Source organism: Yinghuangia sp. YIM S10712, assembly GCF_051388935.1.
Classification (GTDB): domain Bacteria; phylum Actinomycetota; class Actinomycetes; order Streptomycetales; family Streptomycetaceae; genus Yinghuangia.
This window is the reverse complement of the sequence record NZ_JBPKBI010000014.1, coordinates 141,961-159,849: the sequence shown is the minus strand read 5'-3', so window position 1 is coordinate 159,849 and position 17,889 is coordinate 141,961. Positions and strand designations below refer to the sequence as shown.

General features: G+C 70.4%; 15 protein-coding genes. 9 read left to right on the top strand and 6 right to left on the bottom strand.

The genetic code is table 11. The features are described from left to right. Positions 1 to 39 precede the first annotated feature (39 nt). Both ACRX5W_RS24945 and ACRX5W_RS24940 read right to left on the bottom strand, forming a co-directional pair. Positions 40 to 573: a pyridoxamine 5'-phosphate oxidase family protein gene (locus tag ACRX5W_RS24945; protein ID WP_436790530.1), complete on the bottom strand. Its 534-nt coding sequence runs from the start codon at positions 571 to 573 to the stop codon at positions 40 to 42. A gap of 220 nt (positions 574 to 793) precedes the next feature. Beyond that, positions 794 to 1,588, bottom strand: coding sequence for a slipin family protein (locus ACRX5W_RS24940; protein WP_436790529.1), 795 nt, complete (start codon positions 1,586 to 1,588; stop codon positions 794 to 796). Between the two features lie 312 nt (positions 1,589 to 1,900). On the opposite strand from ACRX5W_RS24940, the gene ACRX5W_RS24935 reads away from it, so the two are divergent. Then, positions 1,901 to 4,378 (top strand): heavy metal translocating P-type ATPase, encoded by a 2,478-nt coding sequence (locus ACRX5W_RS24935; protein ID WP_436790550.1) that lies wholly within the window; start codon positions 1,901 to 1,903, stop codon positions 4,376 to 4,378. Positions 4,379 to 4,481: 103 nt separating this feature from the next. Here ACRX5W_RS24935 and ACRX5W_RS24930 read toward each other — a convergent pair whose 3' ends face one another. Together ACRX5W_RS24930 and ACRX5W_RS24925 are read right to left on the bottom strand one after the other, a co-directional pair. After that, on the bottom strand, positions 4,482 to 5,336 hold the full coding sequence (locus tag ACRX5W_RS24930) for an ABC transporter permease (RefSeq protein WP_436790528.1): 855 nt from the start codon (positions 5,334 to 5,336) through the stop codon (positions 4,482 to 4,484). Continuing rightward, positions 5,333 to 6,286, bottom strand: coding sequence for an ATP-binding cassette domain-containing protein (locus ACRX5W_RS24925; protein ID WP_436790527.1), 954 nt, complete (start codon positions 6,284 to 6,286; stop codon positions 5,333 to 5,335). The genes ACRX5W_RS24930 and ACRX5W_RS24925 overlap by 4 nt, the downstream gene beginning before the upstream one ends. 688 nt (positions 6,287 to 6,974) lie before the next feature. On the opposite strand from ACRX5W_RS24925, the gene ACRX5W_RS24920 reads away from it, so the two are divergent. From ACRX5W_RS24920 to ACRX5W_RS24895, 6 genes are all read left to right on the top strand, one after another. Further along, the gene (locus tag ACRX5W_RS24920) at positions 6,975 to 7,550 is read left to right on the top strand and encodes a TerD family protein (RefSeq protein WP_436790526.1); all 576 of its coding nucleotides are present in this window, start codon (positions 6,975 to 6,977) and stop codon (positions 7,548 to 7,550) included. A gap of 109 nt (positions 7,551 to 7,659) precedes the next feature. Continuing rightward, on the top strand, positions 7,660 to 8,634 hold the full coding sequence (locus ACRX5W_RS24915; RefSeq protein ID WP_436790525.1) for an ion transporter: 975 nt from the start codon (positions 7,660 to 7,662) through the stop codon (positions 8,632 to 8,634). A gap of 92 nt (positions 8,635 to 8,726) precedes the next feature. Continuing rightward, a complete protein-coding gene (locus ACRX5W_RS24910; RefSeq protein WP_436790524.1) occupies positions 8,727 to 9,626 on the top strand; it encodes a DUF4397 domain-containing protein in 900 nt (299 codons plus the stop codon). A 483-nt stretch (positions 9,627 to 10,109) separates the two neighbouring features. Further along, positions 10,110 to 10,562, top strand: coding sequence for a class F sortase (locus ACRX5W_RS24905; protein WP_436790523.1), 453 nt, complete (start codon positions 10,110 to 10,112; stop codon positions 10,560 to 10,562). A 53-nt stretch (positions 10,563 to 10,615) separates the two neighbouring features. Further along, complete coding sequence (locus tag ACRX5W_RS24900) at positions 10,616 to 11,161, top strand: RNA polymerase sigma factor (RefSeq protein ID WP_436790522.1); 546 nt, start codon at positions 10,616 to 10,618, stop codon at positions 11,159 to 11,161. Continuing rightward, the gene (locus tag ACRX5W_RS24895; protein WP_436790521.1) at positions 11,148 to 11,960 is read left to right on the top strand and encodes an anti-sigma factor; all 813 of its coding nucleotides are present in this window, start codon (positions 11,148 to 11,150) and stop codon (positions 11,958 to 11,960) included. Before ACRX5W_RS24900 ends, ACRX5W_RS24895 begins: the two co-directional genes overlap by 14 nt. Positions 11,961 to 12,081: 121 nt before the next feature. Here the strand turns inward: ACRX5W_RS24895 and ACRX5W_RS24890 are convergent, their stop codons facing one another. Beyond that, the gene (locus ACRX5W_RS24890; RefSeq protein ID WP_436790520.1) at positions 12,082 to 12,678 is read right to left on the bottom strand and encodes a DUF4383 domain-containing protein; all 597 of its coding nucleotides are present in this window, start codon (positions 12,676 to 12,678) and stop codon (positions 12,082 to 12,084) included. 136 nt (positions 12,679 to 12,814) lie between these two features. Between ACRX5W_RS24890 and ACRX5W_RS24885 the strand changes: the two genes are divergently transcribed. Next, positions 12,815 to 13,828 carry a MerR family transcriptional regulator gene (locus ACRX5W_RS24885; protein WP_436790519.1) on the top strand — a complete coding sequence of 338 codons (1,014 nt, stop codon included), beginning with the start codon at positions 12,815 to 12,817 and terminating at the stop codon, positions 13,826 to 13,828. A gap of 119 nt (positions 13,829 to 13,947) precedes the next feature. Here ACRX5W_RS24885 and ACRX5W_RS24880 read toward each other — a convergent pair whose 3' ends face one another. Next, positions 13,948 to 16,695: a cation-translocating P-type ATPase gene (locus ACRX5W_RS24880; RefSeq protein ID WP_436790518.1), complete on the bottom strand. Its 2,748-nt coding sequence runs from the start codon at positions 16,693 to 16,695 to the stop codon at positions 13,948 to 13,950. 214 nt (positions 16,696 to 16,909) lie between these two features. Between ACRX5W_RS24880 and ACRX5W_RS24875 the strand changes: the two genes are divergently transcribed. After that, positions 16,910 to 17,818, top strand: a complete 909-nt coding sequence (locus ACRX5W_RS24875; protein ID WP_436790517.1) for a universal stress protein — start codon at positions 16,910 to 16,912, stop codon at positions 17,816 to 17,818. Positions 17,819 to 17,889 lie beyond the last annotated feature (71 nt).

Sequence of the window (17,889 nt, the reverse complement as noted above, 5' to 3'; positions counted from 1 at the left end):
TGCCGGAGCCGGCAGCGCGCGCGCCCGGTACGAGCGGCGTCACGCCTCGTTCGCCTTCCCGCCGAGCTTGGCGGCGTCGGCGGCGTAGACGGCCATCCACTGCGGATGCAGTCGGAAGAAGACGACGTCGTTGTCCCAGTCGAAGGCGTCGTCGCCGTAGAAGCCGCGGAAGTACGCGAGCAGGTCCGGCCAGTCGGCGGCCGGTTCGCCGTCGAGCGGGTTGAGGACCTCGGCGGTGCCGTGGGTGAACACGCCCAGCTCCTCGCCACGCATGTGCGCGGCGCTGACCGCGGGCCGGGCTGCGAGGTGCCGGGCCTTTGCGGCGCTGCGGGCGGTGCCGAAATGCCAGGTGCCGTGCAGGAAGTGTCCGTCCACGCCGCTCACTCGCGGTTCGCCCTTCGCCGTCACGGTGGACAGCGCGAGCGTGCACATGCCGGTGAGGACCCTGGTGAGCTGTTCGGCGTCGAGTGTGCGTTCGGTGTCGATGATCGTGCGCAGGTGGGCGGTGGAGCGGGCGAGCGAGGTGTCGAGGAGGGTTTGGAGCCGGTGGAGCTCGTCGGGTGTCTCACGCATGGAGGTTTTCGGTTCCTTGTCTTCCGTCGTTCCGGTCCGTGTTCTCCGCGGAACCGGCCGGAGGAACCAGCTTCTTCGGGAAACCCGACATCCTCCGTCGTATTTCCGCCACCGAAATCACCGACGTGACTGGCGTGCCGCGGTCGCAGTCGGGAGAGGCCGTGCCGCCCGGCACGAACGCGGTGAACGCCTCCGGCAGTTCGCCGCGGCGCTGCCGTGGTCACCCCGAGGGCGGCGCGTTATGGTCCGGTCGCTCGGCGGCATCGGTGCCACCGAGGTCGGGCGAGGCCGCGTGGCGGCCGGACTCCTCCGCGACGAAGCGAGCCAGAGCCCGAGCGCTTTCGAGGAACTGCGCCGGAAAGACGATCGTGGAGTTCTTCTCCGCGGAAATCTCCGCCAGCACCTGAAGGTTGCGCAGTTGCAGGGCGATCGGATGCGCGGCGATGACGTCGGCTGCTTCCGCGAGCCGTCCCGCGCTGAGGGCCTCGCCTTCCGCGGCGATGATCTTGGCGCGCTTCTCGCGCTCCGCCTCCGCCTGGCGGGCCATGGCACGCTGCATACTCTGCGGGAGCTGGATGTCCTTGAGCTCCACCACCATCACCAGCACACCCCACTGCTGGGTGAGGCTGTCGAGGATGACCTTGATCTGCTCGTTGAGGGTCTCCGTGTCGGTGAGGACCTGGTCGAGCAGGGAACGACCGACCACATTCCGCACGGTCGTCTGAGCGATCTGACCGATCGCGTCGGATACGTTCTCGATCTCCACGATCGACTTCACCGGGTCCACCCGTCGGAAGTACGCCACGGCGGCGACGCCGATCGACACGTTGTCCCGCGTGATTACCTGCTGTGACGGAATCGGGAGCGTCACCGTGCGCAACGTGACCTTCCACATACGGTCCGCCAACGGCACCATGAACCGGATCCCCGGCTCGCGGACACCGCGCAGGCGCCCCAGCCGGAAGACGACACCGCGCTGGTACTGGCGGACGATCGCGACCCCGAGGTTCGGCATCAGAGCCACCTCCGCTCTTTCATCCACCTCAATTGTCCGATGTCACGGTTCCGTCCGGCGTGGCCCGCACGGCGACACGAACCACGACATGCCGGCCCGGATCGTCGAGATCGGCCGGCACCATGGGCCGACGCTCCGGACCGTGATCGCGACACCGCTTTGTCCGCCTCGTTCTCGCGTCTCCGAGCGGTTCGACCCCGCCCGACCCGGGCAAGCGCCGCAACGGGTCCGCCTTCCGGAGGAGGATTGACCGTGCACGAGCAAAACAGCCACTCGGGTCACAGCGGCTCCGGAAAGGCCGATGACGCTCGCTTGCCCAAGGAACGCGCCACGGCTGTCTTGGACGTCCGCGGTTTGTCTTGGGCTTCGCAGCAGAGCACGGTCACCGCGGTTTTGGGACGACGGCGCGGTGTGCTCGACGTGGAACCCAACGCCGTGGCCCAGACCGCGACGGTCGTCTTCGACCCCCGCGTCACCTCCGTGGCCGAGCTTCGCCGCTGGGTGGACGAGTGCGGCCTGCACTGCGCCGGGCAGTCCGTCCCGGCACACGTCTGCGACCCGATGGCCGAGCCGGACCCGCCGGTCTCGGCGGCCACCGCGCAGACGGGTCGCATGGCGCCCCCGGCCCGGCGAGAGCCTCCCGCCGCATCCCGCATGCACGAGGCGCACGTCCACGAACCCGCAGCCGCCCCTGCACCGCACGCGGCGGACACAATTTCGCCGCACGACGTCATGGGCCACGGCGGGCACGGCGGCATGTCGATGGCCTCGATGGTCGCCGACATGCGCAATCGGTTCCTTGTCGCGGCGCTGTTCTCGATCCCCATCGTGTTGTGGTCGCCGATCGGCGAGGACGTCTTCGGCTTGGACCTGCCGGTGCCGTTCGGGCTGCGGCAGGACGTGTGGGCGCTGCTGCTGAGCCTGCCGGTGATCTTCTACTCGTGCACGATCTTCTTCGGCGGCGCCGTACGCGCGTTGCGGGCGCGCACACTCGACATGATGGTGCTTGTCGCGGTCGCCGTGGGCTCGGGCTGGCTGTACTCGCTGATCGTCACGCTCACCGGCGGCGGCGACGTCTTCTACGAGGCGGCGACCGTGCTGGCCGCTTTCGTCCTGCTCGGCCACTGGTTCGAGATGCGCGCTCGCGGCGGCGCCAACGACGCGATCCGAGCGCTGCTCGACTTGGCTCCGCCGAAAGCCCTCGTGCTCCGTGACGGCGAGCCGGTCGAGGTGGCGACCGCCGACATCGTGGTCGGTGACCTTCTGCTGGTTCGCCCCGGCGCGAAGATCGCGGTGGACGGCGTGGTCGAAGACGGCACGAGTGAGGTCGACGAGTCGATGGTCACCGGCGAGAGCCTGCCCGTGCACAAGGAGCCGGGCGCGCAGGTCGTCGGCGCCACCATCAACGCCAACGGCACCTTGCGGGTCCGCGCGACCAAGGTCGGCGCGGACACCGCCTTGGCGCAGATCGTCAGGCTCGTCCAACAGGCGCAGAACTCCAAGGCCCCCGGACAGCGGCTCGCGGACCGGGCGGCATTCTGGCTGGTCTTCGTCGCGTTGGTCGGCGGGGCCGCGACCCTGGCCGTGTGGCTGCTCGCAACCGACCGGTCCCTGGGAACCGCGATGCTGTTCGCGATCACCGTCGTGGTCATCACGTGTCCCGACGCGCTCGGTCTGGCGACACCGACGGCGATCATGGTCGGGACAGGGCTGGGCGCGAAACGCGGTGTGCTGTTCAAGAACGCGGTGGGCCTGGAGACGTCCGCGCGCATCCGGACCGTCGTGATGGACAAGACCGGCACTCTCACCAAGGGCGAACCCGAAGTCACCGACGTGGTCACCGCGTCCGCATGGACCGAGGACGACCTGCTGCGCTTCGTCGCGGCCGTGGAACGCGAGTCCGAACACCCCCTTGCCGAAGCCGTCGCCCGCCACGCCGACGCCGCCGGCCTGGCCGCCGAGCGCGCCGAGAACTTCGAAAACGTCCCCGGCCACGGCGCCGTGGCTGGGGTCTCCGGCCACCGGGTCATGGTCGGCAACCGCCGCCTGGCCGAGCGCGAAGGCGTCGACCTCGCCGAACTCGCCGGTGAACGCGACAAGTTGGCCGCCACCGGCCGTACGGTCGTCATCGCCGCGGTGGACGGACAACCGGCCGGGCTGATCGGCATCGCCGACGCGCCCCGGGAGACATCAGCGGCCGCGGTGCAGGAACTGCACGCCCTGGGCGTCGAGGTGGTCATGCTCACCGGCGACAATCAGGCCACCGCCGAGCGGATCGCCGGGCAGTTGGGCATCGACACGGTGATCGCCGATGTTCTGCCCGGCGACAAGGCCGCCAAGATCGCCGAACTCCAGGCGACCGGACGCACCGTGGCCATGGTCGGCGACGGCGTCAACGACGCCCCGGCCCTCGCCCAGGCCGACCTCGGCATCGCGATCGGCGCGGGCACCGACGTGGCCATCGAGACCGCCGACCTGGTCCTGATGCGTTCCGACCCCCTCGACGTACCCACCGCGCTGCGCATCGGCCGCGGAACCTTCCACAAAATGCGGCAGAACCTCGGATGGGCCGTCGGCTACAACACGCTCGCCCTGCCCATCGCCGCGGGCGTCTTCGAACCGGCCTTCGGGCTGGTCCTGCGGCCTGAGATCGCGGCGCTGTCCATGTCCGGCTCCAGCTTCATCGTCGCCGTCAACGCCCTGGCCCTCAAACGCCTGCACCTGCCGGACACCCGCCTCCCGCGCGCGCCCGCACCCCCCACGCAGGCGGGGACCGCCCACACCGCGTAGCCACGCCCTCGAACCGCCTGACTCGCGGAGTGCCGCGCGGCACCTGTGCAGGGGACGCAGCCGGCTGCGATCGAGCCGAAGCCGTGACCGGCGGCGCCGACCGCTACGCCTGCCTGCGGTACAGCCACACGCCGACCGGTGCGAAGACCGCGACGATTCCGGCGTCCCAGGCCAGGGCCTGGAGGACGTCGGTGGTGGTCGGGCCGCCGAGTACGAGGTCCCGTATCGCTTCCGCGTTGCGTGACACCGGCTGGTGCTCCGCGAACGCCTCAAGCCAGCCGGGCATGGTGCTCACCGGCACGAACACCGACGAGGCGAAGACCAGGGGAGCGAGTACGGGGAAGGCCGCGGCCTGGGCGGTCTCCGGATCGCCGACCGCCATGCCGACGACCGCGAAGACCCACGACATCGCGAAGCCGAAGGCCAGCACGAGCAAGATCCCTGCGAGAAACGCGGGGACGCCCGCGTGGATACCGAATCCCATGGCGAAGCCGACGCCGGTCATCATCGCCACGACGAAGACGTTCCTCGCAAGGTCGGCCGCGGTGCGGCCGACCAGTACCGCAGAGCGCGCCATGGGCAGTGATCTGAAGCGTTCCATCAGACCGCTCTGCATGTCGGTGGCCAGGCCGATCGCGGTGTTCATGGCGCCGAAGACTGCCGTCTGCACGAAGATGCCCGGGATCAGGTAGTCGACGTAGTCGACCCCGTGGAGAGCCGGTTGTACGACACCGCCGAACACGTACCGGAACATCAGCACGAAGACCAGCGGCTGGATGGTCGAGAAGACCAGCAGGCGGGGGACCCGGCGCAGGCCGATCAGGTTGCGCCAGGCGACGGCGAGACCGTCCTGCGCGGCGAGCACCAGGCCGCGCGCGGGGCGGGTGCGCGCGCCGACGGATCGCCGTGCCGTCCCAAGGTCGGCGGCGTGCGACGGCTGGGACCCGGCGCCGGTCACGGTACCGAGGCGGTTGTTCCGGCGCGGCGGCCGGTCAGTTCCAGGAACACGTCGTCGAGGCTGGGTTCGCGGACGGCCACGGCGTCGGGTACCAGGCCGTGGGTGTCCAGGAGGCGGAGGATGCCCAGGAGGGGCCGTGAGCCCTCTCGGGAGGTCAGGCGCAGCCGACCGTCTTCGACGTCCGCCGGCACCGAGAGCCTGCCGCGCAGCAACTCGGCGGCTTGCCGTGCTCGGCCGTCCGTCCCCATGTCGAGCTCGATGACGGTGTCGCCCATGCGTGTCTTCAGCGCGGACGGTGTGTCGTCGGCGATGATCCGCCCGTGGTCGATGACGACCACCCGTTCCGCGAGGCGGTCGGCTTCCTCCAGGTACTGGGTGGTGAGCAGCACGGTCGTGCCGTCCGCGACCAGTTGGCGGACCGTCTCCCACAGCCCGTTGCGGCTTTGCGGGTCCAGCCCGGTGGTGGGTTCGTCGAGGAAGAGCACCGGCGGCTCGGGGACCAGCGCCGCCGCGACGTCCAGGCGTCTGCGCATGCCGCCGGAATAGGTGCGGGCGGGGCGGTCGCCTGCCTCCGTGAGGTCGAAGCGTTCGAGAAGCTCGGCGGCACGGGACCGGATCCGGGAGCGCCGGATGTGGGTGAGACGGCCGATCAGGCGCAGGTTCTCGCGACCGGTGAGGTTGCTGTCGATCGCCGCGTACTGCCCGGCCAGCCCGATCAGCGTGCGGACGACGGCGGCGTCCCGGACCACGTCGTACCCGAGCACCCGGGCCTGGCCGGCGGTGGGCCGCGCGATGGTCGTCAGGATGCGGATCGCGGTGCTTTTGCCTGCGCCGTTTGGACCCAGCAGACCGAAAACCGTCCCCGTCGGCACCCGGAAGTCCACCGCCTTCAGCGCCGTCACCGCGCCGAACCGTTTGCTGAGGCCTTGGACCATGATCGCTTCGTCCACGGGCCCATCTCCCTCGTGTGGGGACACCCGTTCGGCTCCATTCTCACCCGGAGCCCGCCACCTCGCAGCGAAGAAGGCGGGGACAGGGCACCGAAGGGCCGGACGCCCTTTCGAGTCGGCCCCAAGCACGGAACGGGCGGCGCTGAGTTGCCCGCACCAGAGGGCGACCTGTCTCGTGCGGCCCGCACGCCGAGGTGCGACAGTCCCGGCCCTCCCCGGGCCTTGCCATGCTTTTACAATGCCGTAGAAACAACCATGGCCAAGGTTCGTCTTGTGAAAGGCCGTGTGACGTGGCTCCCGCTTGGCGGGACAGAAGGAAGCAAGAGGTGTCCGGCTCCACGGACGAACCTGTGAGTAGTCACAGACCGCCGCGGGAGGCGGCTGGCCGGGAGAGCGGGGCTGGGTGAGGTGGCCGGTCCTGGCCGGCCCTGCGGTGGAGGCGGAGAGCCGGCCTGATCCCGGTGTGTGCCGAGACCGTCGTTTCACAGAGCCGGCACTCCACTCAGCCGCCAACACACCGTAACCCCGCCCGAGTTCGATGACCGGGCGAGCCAAGCATCAATATCTACAGTCATGTAGATTCTCTGGTGCTCGGACGCCTGCTCGTGTGGGTCGGTGCTCAGTTGCGCTCGGCGGAGCCGTGTCCGGGCGTGACCGACGCACAACATCGATCTCAGGGGGTACGCGGATGGCCGTGAACCTGTCCAAGGGCGGAAACGTCTCGCTGACGCGTGAAGACCCGGGCCTGGCAAGCGTGATCGTCGGGCTGGGCTGGAAAGTCGGCAGCGGCCCCGGTGACTTGGACCTGGACGCCAGTGCGCTCGTGCTCGGCAGTGACGGCCGGGTGCTCTCGGACGCGCACTTCGTCTTCTTCAACAACCGTGCCACGCCGGAGAATTCGGTCCGGCACACGGGCGACAACAAGACCGGCCAAGGAGACGGCGACGACGAGCAGATCGCCGTCGACTTCACCCTGCTGCCCGCCTCGGCGGAGGCGGTCGTGTTCCTGGTGTCGATCCACCAGCAGGACGGCGCCGCCCCGAAGACCTTCGGCCGCGTCCGCGACGCGTACGTCCGCGTCGTCCACCAGGGCACCGGCATGGAGATGTGCCGCTTCGAGCTGACCGAGGACGCGTACGAGGAGACCGCGGTCGTGTTCGGTCAGCTCTACCGCCGCGACGGCGAGTGGAAGTTCCGCGCGATCGGTCAGGGCTACGCGTCGGGCCTCGCGGGCATCGCCGCAGACTACGGCGTCAACGTCTGACCTGTCCCGTCCGCCGCCCGGGAGCCCACAGGGCTTCCGGGCAGCACCGCGTACGGCCGCCGGAGCCCCGGCCGACTGCTCAGCCACCCCCGCTTCAACCGAGGTACGCATGCCCGCCGCCGACCCCGCACCGGCCACCGAATCCACCGCGCAGCGAGGCGTCGAAGACCCATTACCCGGTGACCGGCGAACCTGGTCGACAGTGAGCGGCTGGTGCGCGGGTGTCAGCGACTCGACCGGCTTCGGCGTGGCCGCATTCGTGCTCATTGTGGCCAATGCCGCGGTTCTGGGCGTCGAGACGTACCCGGGGACCGCGCGTGCCTGGCACATCGAACTCCGTGTCGCGGAGACATTCTTCCTGGTCGCCTTCACCGCCGAACTAGCCATCCGCATGGCCGCGTTCGGCCGACACCCCGGCCGATTTTTCCGCGACGGCTGGAACGTGTTCGACTTCATCGTCGTGGTCGCCGCCTTCGTCCCGGTCGTCCGAGAGAACGCAACCATCCTGCGGCTGCTGCGACTTGCCCGCGTGCTGCGCGCCGTCCGCATGTTCCCTCAGGTCCGCGTCATCATCCACGCCGCATGGAAGAGCCTGCCCGGCGCGCTCAGCTTCCTCGTCGTCGGTGCACTCGTCCTCTACATCTACGCGATGCTCGGCTGGATGCTGTTCGCCGACGAACTGCCCGACCACTACGGCTCGCTCGGCCGGGCCTGCCTCACGTTGTTCTTCCTCATGGCGCTGGACGGACTGGGCGACATGGTCCGCGAAGGGCTCGAAGTATCGCGCTGGACCGCCCTCTACTTCGGCTCGTATGTCCTCGTCAGCTCCTTCCTCCTGGTCAACCTGCTGATCGGCGTCGTGATCACCTCCCTCGAAGACGCCCGCGCATCGGAGCGGCCGCAGCCCACGCCGCAAGCGTCGGAACCAGAGGAAATCCGGCGGCGCGTCGCGGAAGTGCGCACAGCCCTCGAAGCGCTGGAGGCAGCCATGGAGAGCAGCGGGCCAGGCCGGCGTACGCCTCCCGAAGTTCCGAGGGACACGCGGCGCCCGATGCCGCCGACGGACCGGCACCGGACCGACTGACCGAAAAAGTTCGAACCAGAGTGCATCCGCAGTGGGGGCAGCCACGGAAGCAAGAGCGAAGGGTTCAGTACACACAGGATCTGGAGCTCACCATGACCGCGAAGGACACGAACCCGACCGTTCCCGACACCGTCGTCCACAGCCCTCGCAGCAGGCGCCCCGTGCCTCGCCGGGCCGCTGCAACGCTGGGGGTCGCAGCTCTGTGCGCGTCGTCGGTCGCCCTGGGAGCCGCCCCCGCGAACGCCGCCGACGAGGCGACCGTCTCCGTGATGCACGGCATCCCCGGGCTGACCGTGGACGTGTACGCCAACGGTCAGCAACTGCTGCCCGACTTCGCACCCGGAACCCTCACCGAGCCGCAGAAGCTCCCCGCGGGCGCCTACGACATCCAGGTGTTCAAGGACAACGAGGGCCCGGGCGGCACGCCTGCCCTGCAGAAGAACGTCGACGTCCCCGCCGGTGCCAACGCCACGATCGTGGCGCACCTGGGCGCCGACGGCACGCCGATGCTGACGACGTACGTGAACGACACCGCACCCGTCGCGGCCGGCAAGGCCCGGGTGACGGTACGGCACGTCGCCGCCGCTCCCGCCGTGGACGTACGCGCCAACGGCACACCGGTGTTCACCGGTCTGACCAACCCCAAGGAGGCCAAGGGAGATGTCGACGCCGGCATGATCAAGGCCGACGTGACGCTCGCCGGAACGTCCACCGTGGCGCTCGGCCCGGCCGACCTGAACCTCGCCGAAGGCACCAACACCATCGTCTACGCCTACGGCAGTGCCAATGACAAGACACTCGCCCTGAAGACCCAGACCATCACCGGCCTGCACTCGGCACCCGCCGGCGTCCCGGCCGGCGAATCCGGCGCCGCGGCGAATGCCGGAGGCGGCAGCGGGTCCGACACCACCGGCTGGGTGATCGGAGCCGCCTCGGTCGCGGCGATCGGCCTGGCGGCCGGCGGCTACCGCGTCGTCTCGAAGCGGCGCTGACCGCACCTCGGCGAACAAGCCGGCGATTCCCTCGCCGGCAGCCGCCGTGCCGGCGTCCCAACGGCGCCGTGATTTGACCGCACGAGACGGTCCGAAGCCCGAACGGAGGGGTCCCGGGGTTTTCTCGCCCTGTCCCGGGACCCCGCGGGCTGTCCGCCCGCGTGCGCACACGGCGCCGAACGCCGGCGCGGTTGACGCCCCGTCCCGCCTTTGACTCACCGACCGGAGGTTGTCGTGCCACGAAGCAGGCCACCGGGCTCCGTCCCGCGGCTCGGCCGTCCGACCCGGGCGTCCGTCCCACGGCGCAGGCTGATGCCGGTGTGGTGCCTGGTCGCGGCGGGCGCCGTCTCGGCCGGCTGCGCCGTCGGTCCGGCCGAGCCCGCCGCGCCGCCCACGAACGTGCCTGCGACATCCGCGGCAATACCCGTTCCCCAGGCACCGGTCGCGGCGACCTTGCAAGCTCTTCCGTCCGAAACTTCGGTCATGGCGCTGCCCATCGCGGTGAGCCTGCCCGAACTCGGGCTGTCCGCCCCCGTGGTGCCGGTGGGCGTCGCACCGGACGGCCAGGCGGCGGTGCCCCCGGACGGCGGCACGGTCGGCTGGTACCGCTTCGGCCCGAGCCCTGGCGCACCCGCCGGTTCCGCCGTCCTCCTCGGACACGTCGACACCGCCGACGGTTCGCTCGGCCAGTTCGCCAAGTTGAAGCAGGCCGACAAGGGCGACCGCGTCATCGTCGGACGCGGGGCGGCACCGGCGCTCACCTATCGGGTCGTCGGGGTCGACACGGTCTCCAAAGGGGTGCTCCCCGCCGCGGAGATCTTCCGGCGTGACGGCCCGCCGCAGTTGGTGCTGGTCACTTGTGGCGGACCGTACGACCGCTCGGAGGGCGGATACCAGGCCAACCTGATCGTCACGGCCGTACCGGAGCCAGGATGAGCGTGTACACGTCCTTCCCCGGATCCGCAGTGCGGGCCATTACAGTGGCGGGCGTGGAATCCCTCGACGACGCCGCCGTCGCCAAGGCCTTCGCGGCCGGGGAGCAGACGGGGTTCGCCGAGGCCTACCGGCGATGGGGCGCCCTGGTGTTCACCGTGTGCGTTCGCTCCCTCGGCGACCCCGCCGAGGCCGAAGATGTCACCCAGCAGGTGTTCGTCTCCGCCTGGCGTGGGCGCGCCACCTACCGTCCGCAAGCCGGTTCCCTGGCCGGATGGCTGGTCGGCATCGCCCGGCACCGCATCGCCGACGCCCACGCGGCCCGGGCCCGTCGCGCCGCGCCCGTCGACGCCGAAGCCGCACTCGAAACGACCCCGGCCCACGACACGGGCGTCGTGGCAAGGGTGGTGGTCGCCGACGAGTTGGCCCGCCTGGGACAGCCGCAGCGGCGCATCCTTGAGATGGCGTTCTTCGGCGATCTGACCCACACACAGATCGCCGAGCGGCTCGACCTGCCGCTCGGCACGGTCAAAAGCCACATCAGACGCGGCCTCGGCCGCCTGCGCGACCGCTTGGAGGAGGTGGACGATGAGTCACAGTGATCCCGCGACACTCGCACTCGCGGCACTCGGCGAGCACGTGCCCGATTCGGACCGTACGCACATCGCCACCTGCCCTGTGTGCCGTGCGGAAATGGACCGCTTCCAAGCAGTGGTCTCCGTCGGCCGTCGTCTGCGGCCCGACGACGAGCCGACCGCGCCACGGCCCGACCTCTGGCAGCGCATCACCGACGAACTGGCCGACGAACTCGGTCCCGAGCCCGGCAACGGGCGGCCGGACGAGAGCACGCACGCCGACGCGACAGGCCGCGCCCCGACGGCGGGCGGGACAACCGGTCCTGACGACGCGTCCGGGGCAACGGCCGACCACGCCGTCCCCAAAAGGCAGTGGTTTCGGCTACGGAAGTCACTGGCCTTGGCCGCCTCGGCCGCGGTGATCGGTGCCACCGCCGGAGTCGGCGGCACCTTGTGGGCCAACCGCGACGAGTCACTGCCGCCGACGCGCATCGCCGCCGAAACACGCCTCGCCCCCCTGCCCGCCCACCAGGCGGCGGGTGCCGCCTTCGTCGACACCGCAGGCGGCGAGACGGGGCGACGCCTGGTCGTCCGCGTGTCAGGCCTGGCCCCGCAGTCGGGCTTCTACGAGGTCTGGCTGTTGGACCGCGACGCGAAGAACATGATCGCCATAGGTTTGCTGCCGGTGAGCGGCGAGGCTGCGTTCGACCTGCCCGCGAATCTCGACCTTGAGGGCTACCCGGTGGTGGACGTGTCCCTCCAGCAGTACAACGGCTCTCCGGAGCATTCGGGCGACAGCGTGGTCCGCGGCATCCTCCCGGGCTGATGTCCCCGGCTGATCCGCCCGTGTCCACCTGCCGGACGACGCCGAGGGCCCGAGGACGACGTGGCCTCGCGAGTCGACGAGGCCACGAGTCCGTGCAGCTTGCAGCTTGGGCCCAAGGCCGTCAACGGGTCGGGTCCGGCTTCGGCCGCGGCCTCGCGCGGCCGGAGGGCGGGAGGGAGGGACGGACCGCACTCGCGGCGACGCCGTCCGCGCGACCCGATTCGAGAGCCATGCGCAACGACTCCTCGCGGGCCGCCTGTTCGGGATGCCGGGCACGCCAGTAGGGGTTGTCGTGCGGCAGGTTGCCGCTGACCCGCCCGTACAGGCCGAACGTGAGCACCATGAGCCCGACGATGAAACTGAAGATCACATTGGGCATGCGAAACGCGAGGATGTTGCTTTCCTTGTCGAGCAGCGCGAGGTTGACGAAGCCGCTGACGATGAACGCGGAACCGACGACGACGTTGAGCGTCGACGCCAGGTTTCCACCCACGACGGCACCGGCGATCAGGACGGCGCCCACGACGACCGAGACCGTGCTGAGGGCACCGTTGCTGCTGAGCCCGGCGATCTCTTCGCCGGAGGTGTCGAAGAACGCGAGCTGGTCGGCGAATCCCAGCGTGCCGAACACGAGCAGGACAAGGCCGGTGATGCCGGCGCCGAAGCGGTAGACCCGCCCGAGCCGGTGATCGACGGGCATCTCATCGGACAACTTCACAGCCGCCTCCAAAAGGTCGACGAGCCCCCGATCTCAGAATGGCGCGGCACGCGACTTGCACAACTTGCGTCGATAACGCATCGTTTTTTCTCGGGCCTGGACCAGCCAAGCCACCACCGGGCTGAGGGGTCGTTCCGTGTCCGCACCAGGACAGCCGTCCTCACACCTCGCGCTCGGCCTCACCGTCGGCGCAGCGGCACGCCGGCTCGGTGTCGCCGTCACGACGCTGCGGTCCTGGGACCGGCGATACGGCCTGGGCGCGAGCCACGTCAGCGTCGGCGGCCACCGCCGCTACTCACCCGACGACATGCGCCGGCTGCAACGCCTGTGCACCCTGGTCGCCGACGGCGCTCCCGTCGCCGAGGCCGCCCGGGCGGTCCTCGCAGACACCGGAGCACATGCACTTGTCGACGACGACCACGCACACGGCGAACGCCCGGACCACGACGAAAGTCGCGCCCGGACAGGGCCCGAACGGCCGGGCACCGACACCCCGCTCTCCGACACGCACGCCAGGCGCCTCGCCCGCGGCCTCTCCCGCGCCGCGATGCGCTTGGACAGCGACGCCGTGAACGACGCCCTGGACCGGGCGGTCACGGAATTCGGCGTGCCGACCGCGTGGGAAGAGCTGATCCAGCCCGTCCTGTACGGGATGGGACGCAAGTGGGAGTCGCAACTGAACGGTCCGGGTTCGAACAAATACGTCGAAGTGGAGCACCTGCTGTCCGAGTGCGTGCTGAGCGCCCTGCACCGCGCGGTCGGCCGGAGCAGAAACTCCGTCGCCGGCGCCGACGGCCCGCTCGGTGCCCGTGGCGTGCTGCTGGCCTGCACGGCTGCCGAACTGCACACCCTGCCTCTGCACGCCCTGACCGCCGCGCTGGCCGAACTTGGTGTCCCCACAAGGATGTTCGGTGCGTCCCTTCCGTTCGACGCACTGCTGCGCGCCGTCGACCGCACCCGTCCCGCGGCCGTCGTCCTGTGGTCTCAGCATCCGGAGACCGAGGACCCGGCCGCCCTTGAGGAACTGGGCGGATCTTCCGCCACCACCGTGCTCGCCGGTGGCCCCGGCTGGAGCATCCCCCTGCCCCACGGCACCGTGCGCTTGACCTGCCTCACGCAGGCCCTGGCGGTGCTGACTCCGGCCGACTGACACGCCCGGAGGCAACATGCCCGGGAACCCCGGACGATTCCACAGCGGGGGGAGCGCGGCGGCGAAGCCGATCAGCACAACGGCCACCCCGGCTCCGCCTCTCCCCGCACCGAACACCGTCAGCCGCCGACACCTTGGCCGGGCGTCGGAGTGCGACGGCGGTACGCGCGGCGCAATTCGTCGGCGCCCCAGACCACGAACGGGAACGGAGCGATGAACGCCAGCACGTCCCAGGGCAACGCCGTGGTGCCGAACACGTGTTGCAGGGGCGGGAAGTAGACGAGGGCGGCGGTGAAGGCGACCTCGAAGGCGATTCCCCACAGCAGCAACCGGTTCGACCACACGCCGACCGACGCGAGGGACGCGTGCTCGGTCCGGGCGGCGAAAGCGGTGCCGATCTGGCAGGCGACGATGCCGACGAAGGTGGCGGTGGTGGCCTGGATGTAATCGTGGTGGAGCGCGCTGCCCGACCCGGTGGAGTCCCCCGGCCGCCAGCCCGCGCGCAGCAGGACGTGGAAGAACACGGCCATGACCAGTGCGGCCGAGATGAGGCCGAGGAACACCCAAGCCCGGAACAGAAGATCGCCGCGGATCACGCTCTCCTTGCGAGAGCGTGGCGGTCGGCTCATCAGGCCGGGTTCGGAGGGCTCCCGGCCCAGCGCGAGAGCGGGAAGCGTCTCGGTGCCCAGGTCGATCGCCAGGATCTGTAGGACGGTCAGCGGCAGAGGCACCTTTCCGCCGGAGAGCGCGAACACCAGGAACGGGACGATCTCGGGAGTGGCGTGGGCGAAGATGTACAGGATGAACTTGCGGACGTTGTCGTAGACGCGGCGCCCCGCCTCGATGGCGGCGACGATGGTGGCGAAGTTGTCGTCGGTCAGTACGGCGGTGGCGGCTTCGCGCGCGACATCGGTTCCGCCGCGCCCCATGGCGATGCCGATGTCCGCACGATGCAGCGCGGGCGCGTCGTTGACGCCGTCGCCGGTCATCGCCACGACGTGTCCGGCATCGCGCAGTGCGTCGGCGATCCGCAGCTTGGCTTCCGGCGCGGTCCGGGCGAAGACGATTTCGTCGCCCTCGGCGAGCAAGGCGTCGAGTTCGCTCTCGGGCATCGCGTCGAGTTCGTCCCCGGTGACCGTACGGCCGCCCGCCCCGCCGATGCCGACCTGGCGGGCGATGCGGGTGGCCGTGACCGGATGGTCGCCCGTGACGACGTGGATGGTCAGTCCCGCCTCGTGGCATTTGCGTACCGCATCGGCCACCTCGGGCCGCGGCGGGTCCGCGAACGCGACGAGCCCGAGAAACCGCAGTTCGCGCTCGGCTTCCCCGCGGTCCGGAGGCACGGCGGAGAGGTCGGCGAAACAGCGGTCGGCGGCGGCGAGCACACGCAGGCCCTGCTCGGCGAGTCCGTCGAGCAGGACGTCGACGCGCGCCCGGTCCGCGGCGGTCAGCTCCCGGGTTTCGCCGGAGTCGAGGACGCGCGTACAGCGGGGCAGGACCGCTTCCGGTGCGCCCTTGGTGTCGAGGACGACCGTGCCTTCCACATCCGAAACCGTCGACATCAGCCGCAGCGCCGGCTCGAAGGGAAGCAGACGCCGCCGCGCGGTGTCGCGGGCGGTTTCCACCGCGCCTTCCTGGGGACGGCCGCTGTCTCGTGCGGCGGCGAGGATGGCGAGCTCCATCGGGTCGCCGCTTGCCTGGCCCCGGTCGCTCGCGGTGGCGGCCGTCGTACACCTGGCAAGAGAGGCCAGCAGGTGTTCGTCCGCGTTTCCGGACTCCGTGCCCGGCGCCTCCGCCCGCTCGCGGCCCGCGGGGAGCAGCGCGACCACGGTCATCCGGTTCTGGGTGAGTGTTCCGGTCTTGTCGGTGCAGATGACCGATGTCGAGCCCAGGGTCTCGACGGAGCTGAGCCGCTTGACGACGGCCCCGCGTTTGGCGAGGGAGCGCACGCCGACGGCGAGCGCGAGGGTGATGGTCGGCAGCAGTCCCTCGGGGACGTTGGCGACCAGGAGGCCGACTGCGAAAAGGAACGCGTCCTTGAGGGACAGGCCCGCCAACATGCCGAGAGGGAGAAAGGCCACCCCGATGCCGACGGCGAATGCGGCGATGATCCAGGCCACCCGTTTGACCTGGCGCTCCAGAGGACTGGCTTCGCGGGCGACATGGTGGGTCAGGGCGGCGATGCGGCCGAGCTCGGTGTGGTCTCCGGTGGCGTAGACCAAAACGCGTGCGCTGCCGTCGACACACGCCGTACCGCTGAAGACCAGGTCGGGTGCCTGGAGCAGCGGCACTGTTCCGTCCCGGTGCCCGGCACCCCGCTGCACCGGGACGGACTCGCCCGTGAGCGAGGACATGTCCACATCGACGGCGCCTTCCACGACGTGCGCGTCCGCACAGACTCGGTCACCTTCCGCGAGCAGCAGCAGATCGCCGGGAACGACCTCGGACGTGTCGACCGGTTGCGGCACACCGTCGCGTTGGACCCTGGCACGCTCGGGCAGGTAACGGCTCAGCGTCTCGACGGCCCGCTCGGCCTGACGCTCCTGTACGAACGCGAACACGGCGTTGAGTACGACGACCGCAAGGATCGCCCCACCGAGGGGCGGTGTCCCGGCCACGAACGCGAGGCCGCCCGCACCGATCAACAAGAGCGCCAGCGGATGCACGAACTGCGCGGCGAACTCTCGCCACCACCGCCTGGTCGCCCGCCGATGAATCGTGTTGGGCCCGTAGGCGACCAGCCTGCGAGCCGCCTCCCGGCTGGTGAGCCCGTCTGTCCCGCACCGCAGGTTGCGGGCCAGCCGCTGCAACGGCTCGTGCGGGTCCGGCGTGGACGCCGCCCCCTCGGCTGGTCTTCCACTGGTCATTGGGGCTCCGTGACGAGGGGTGCGACGCGGGCGTCCGTCCGTGAGCGCAGCACAGCCGCCGCCCACGAGTCGCATCCCCCGTACCCCTTTGTTTCGAAGGACCACCTTGCGGTGCCGCGGCGTCGTCCAGCCGTGTGGCGAGGTCGCGGGACGTGGCGCAGAGTCGAGAAGACGGCAAAGGGGCACCGCGCCCTACCCGGGAAGGGAGCCGAACATGCCCAACGCCTCAACCGCCTCAACGCAGGGGCCTGTGGCGGTCGGTGTGGAGAGCACGGACGCCGGGCGGCTCGCGGTGGCGTGGGCGGCGGACGAGGCGATGCTGCGCCGCCGGCCTCTGCGCCTGGTCCGCGCTGTCGACTGGCCATTCGTGGCCGACGAAGCGCCCTCTGCCCGCACGTTGTCATGGCAGACCCCGCACGAGCGGTTCCGAAACGCCAACCAGCACGTCCTTGACGAGGCCAGGGCCGCGGTGCTGGCCCGGCACCCGGGGCTGGAGGTCGACGAGCGGTTGACCGACGGCCCACCGAAGCGCGTGCTGAGCGCCAGTGCCGAGGACGCGTCCATGATCGTCCTCGGCTCGCGGCGAATGTCGTCGCTGCAAGAGGCGTTCACGACCGGGAGCATCGCGGTTCCGGTGATCGCGCACGCTTCCTGTCCGGTGGCCGTGGTCCGGTACGGGGAGCCCGCCGAGCTCGCCTCTTCGACGGTGGTCGTGGGTGTGGACGGATCTCGCAGTGCGGATCTGGCTCTGGGCTGCGCCTTCGAGGAAGCCTCGCTGCGCCGCGCCTCGGTTCTCGCCGTCTCCGCCTGCCCGCCTCTGCTCGGGCTGGACGCCGCCGCCCTGGTCACCGACACCGCCGTCCGTGACGCACGCGAAACTGTCGAACGCTCGATCGACGCCTGGCGCGTTCGTCATCCGGGTGTCCCGGCGGTCGGTGAGGTACGGCTCGGCCATCCGGTGCACCTGCTGACCGAAGCGTCCAAGAATGCGCTGCTGCTGGTCGTGGGGACCCGGGGCCTCGGTGGTTTCCGACGCATGCTGCTCGGCTCGGTCAGTTACGGGCTCGTCCACCACACCCGTTGCCCCCTGATCGTCGTCCCGGGCCCGGCGGACGACGAGTAACCGGCACCGGCACCGCGCTGACCTGCCTCTTGAGCGCGGCATCGTCAGCGGCGACTGCCTTCAAAGGTATT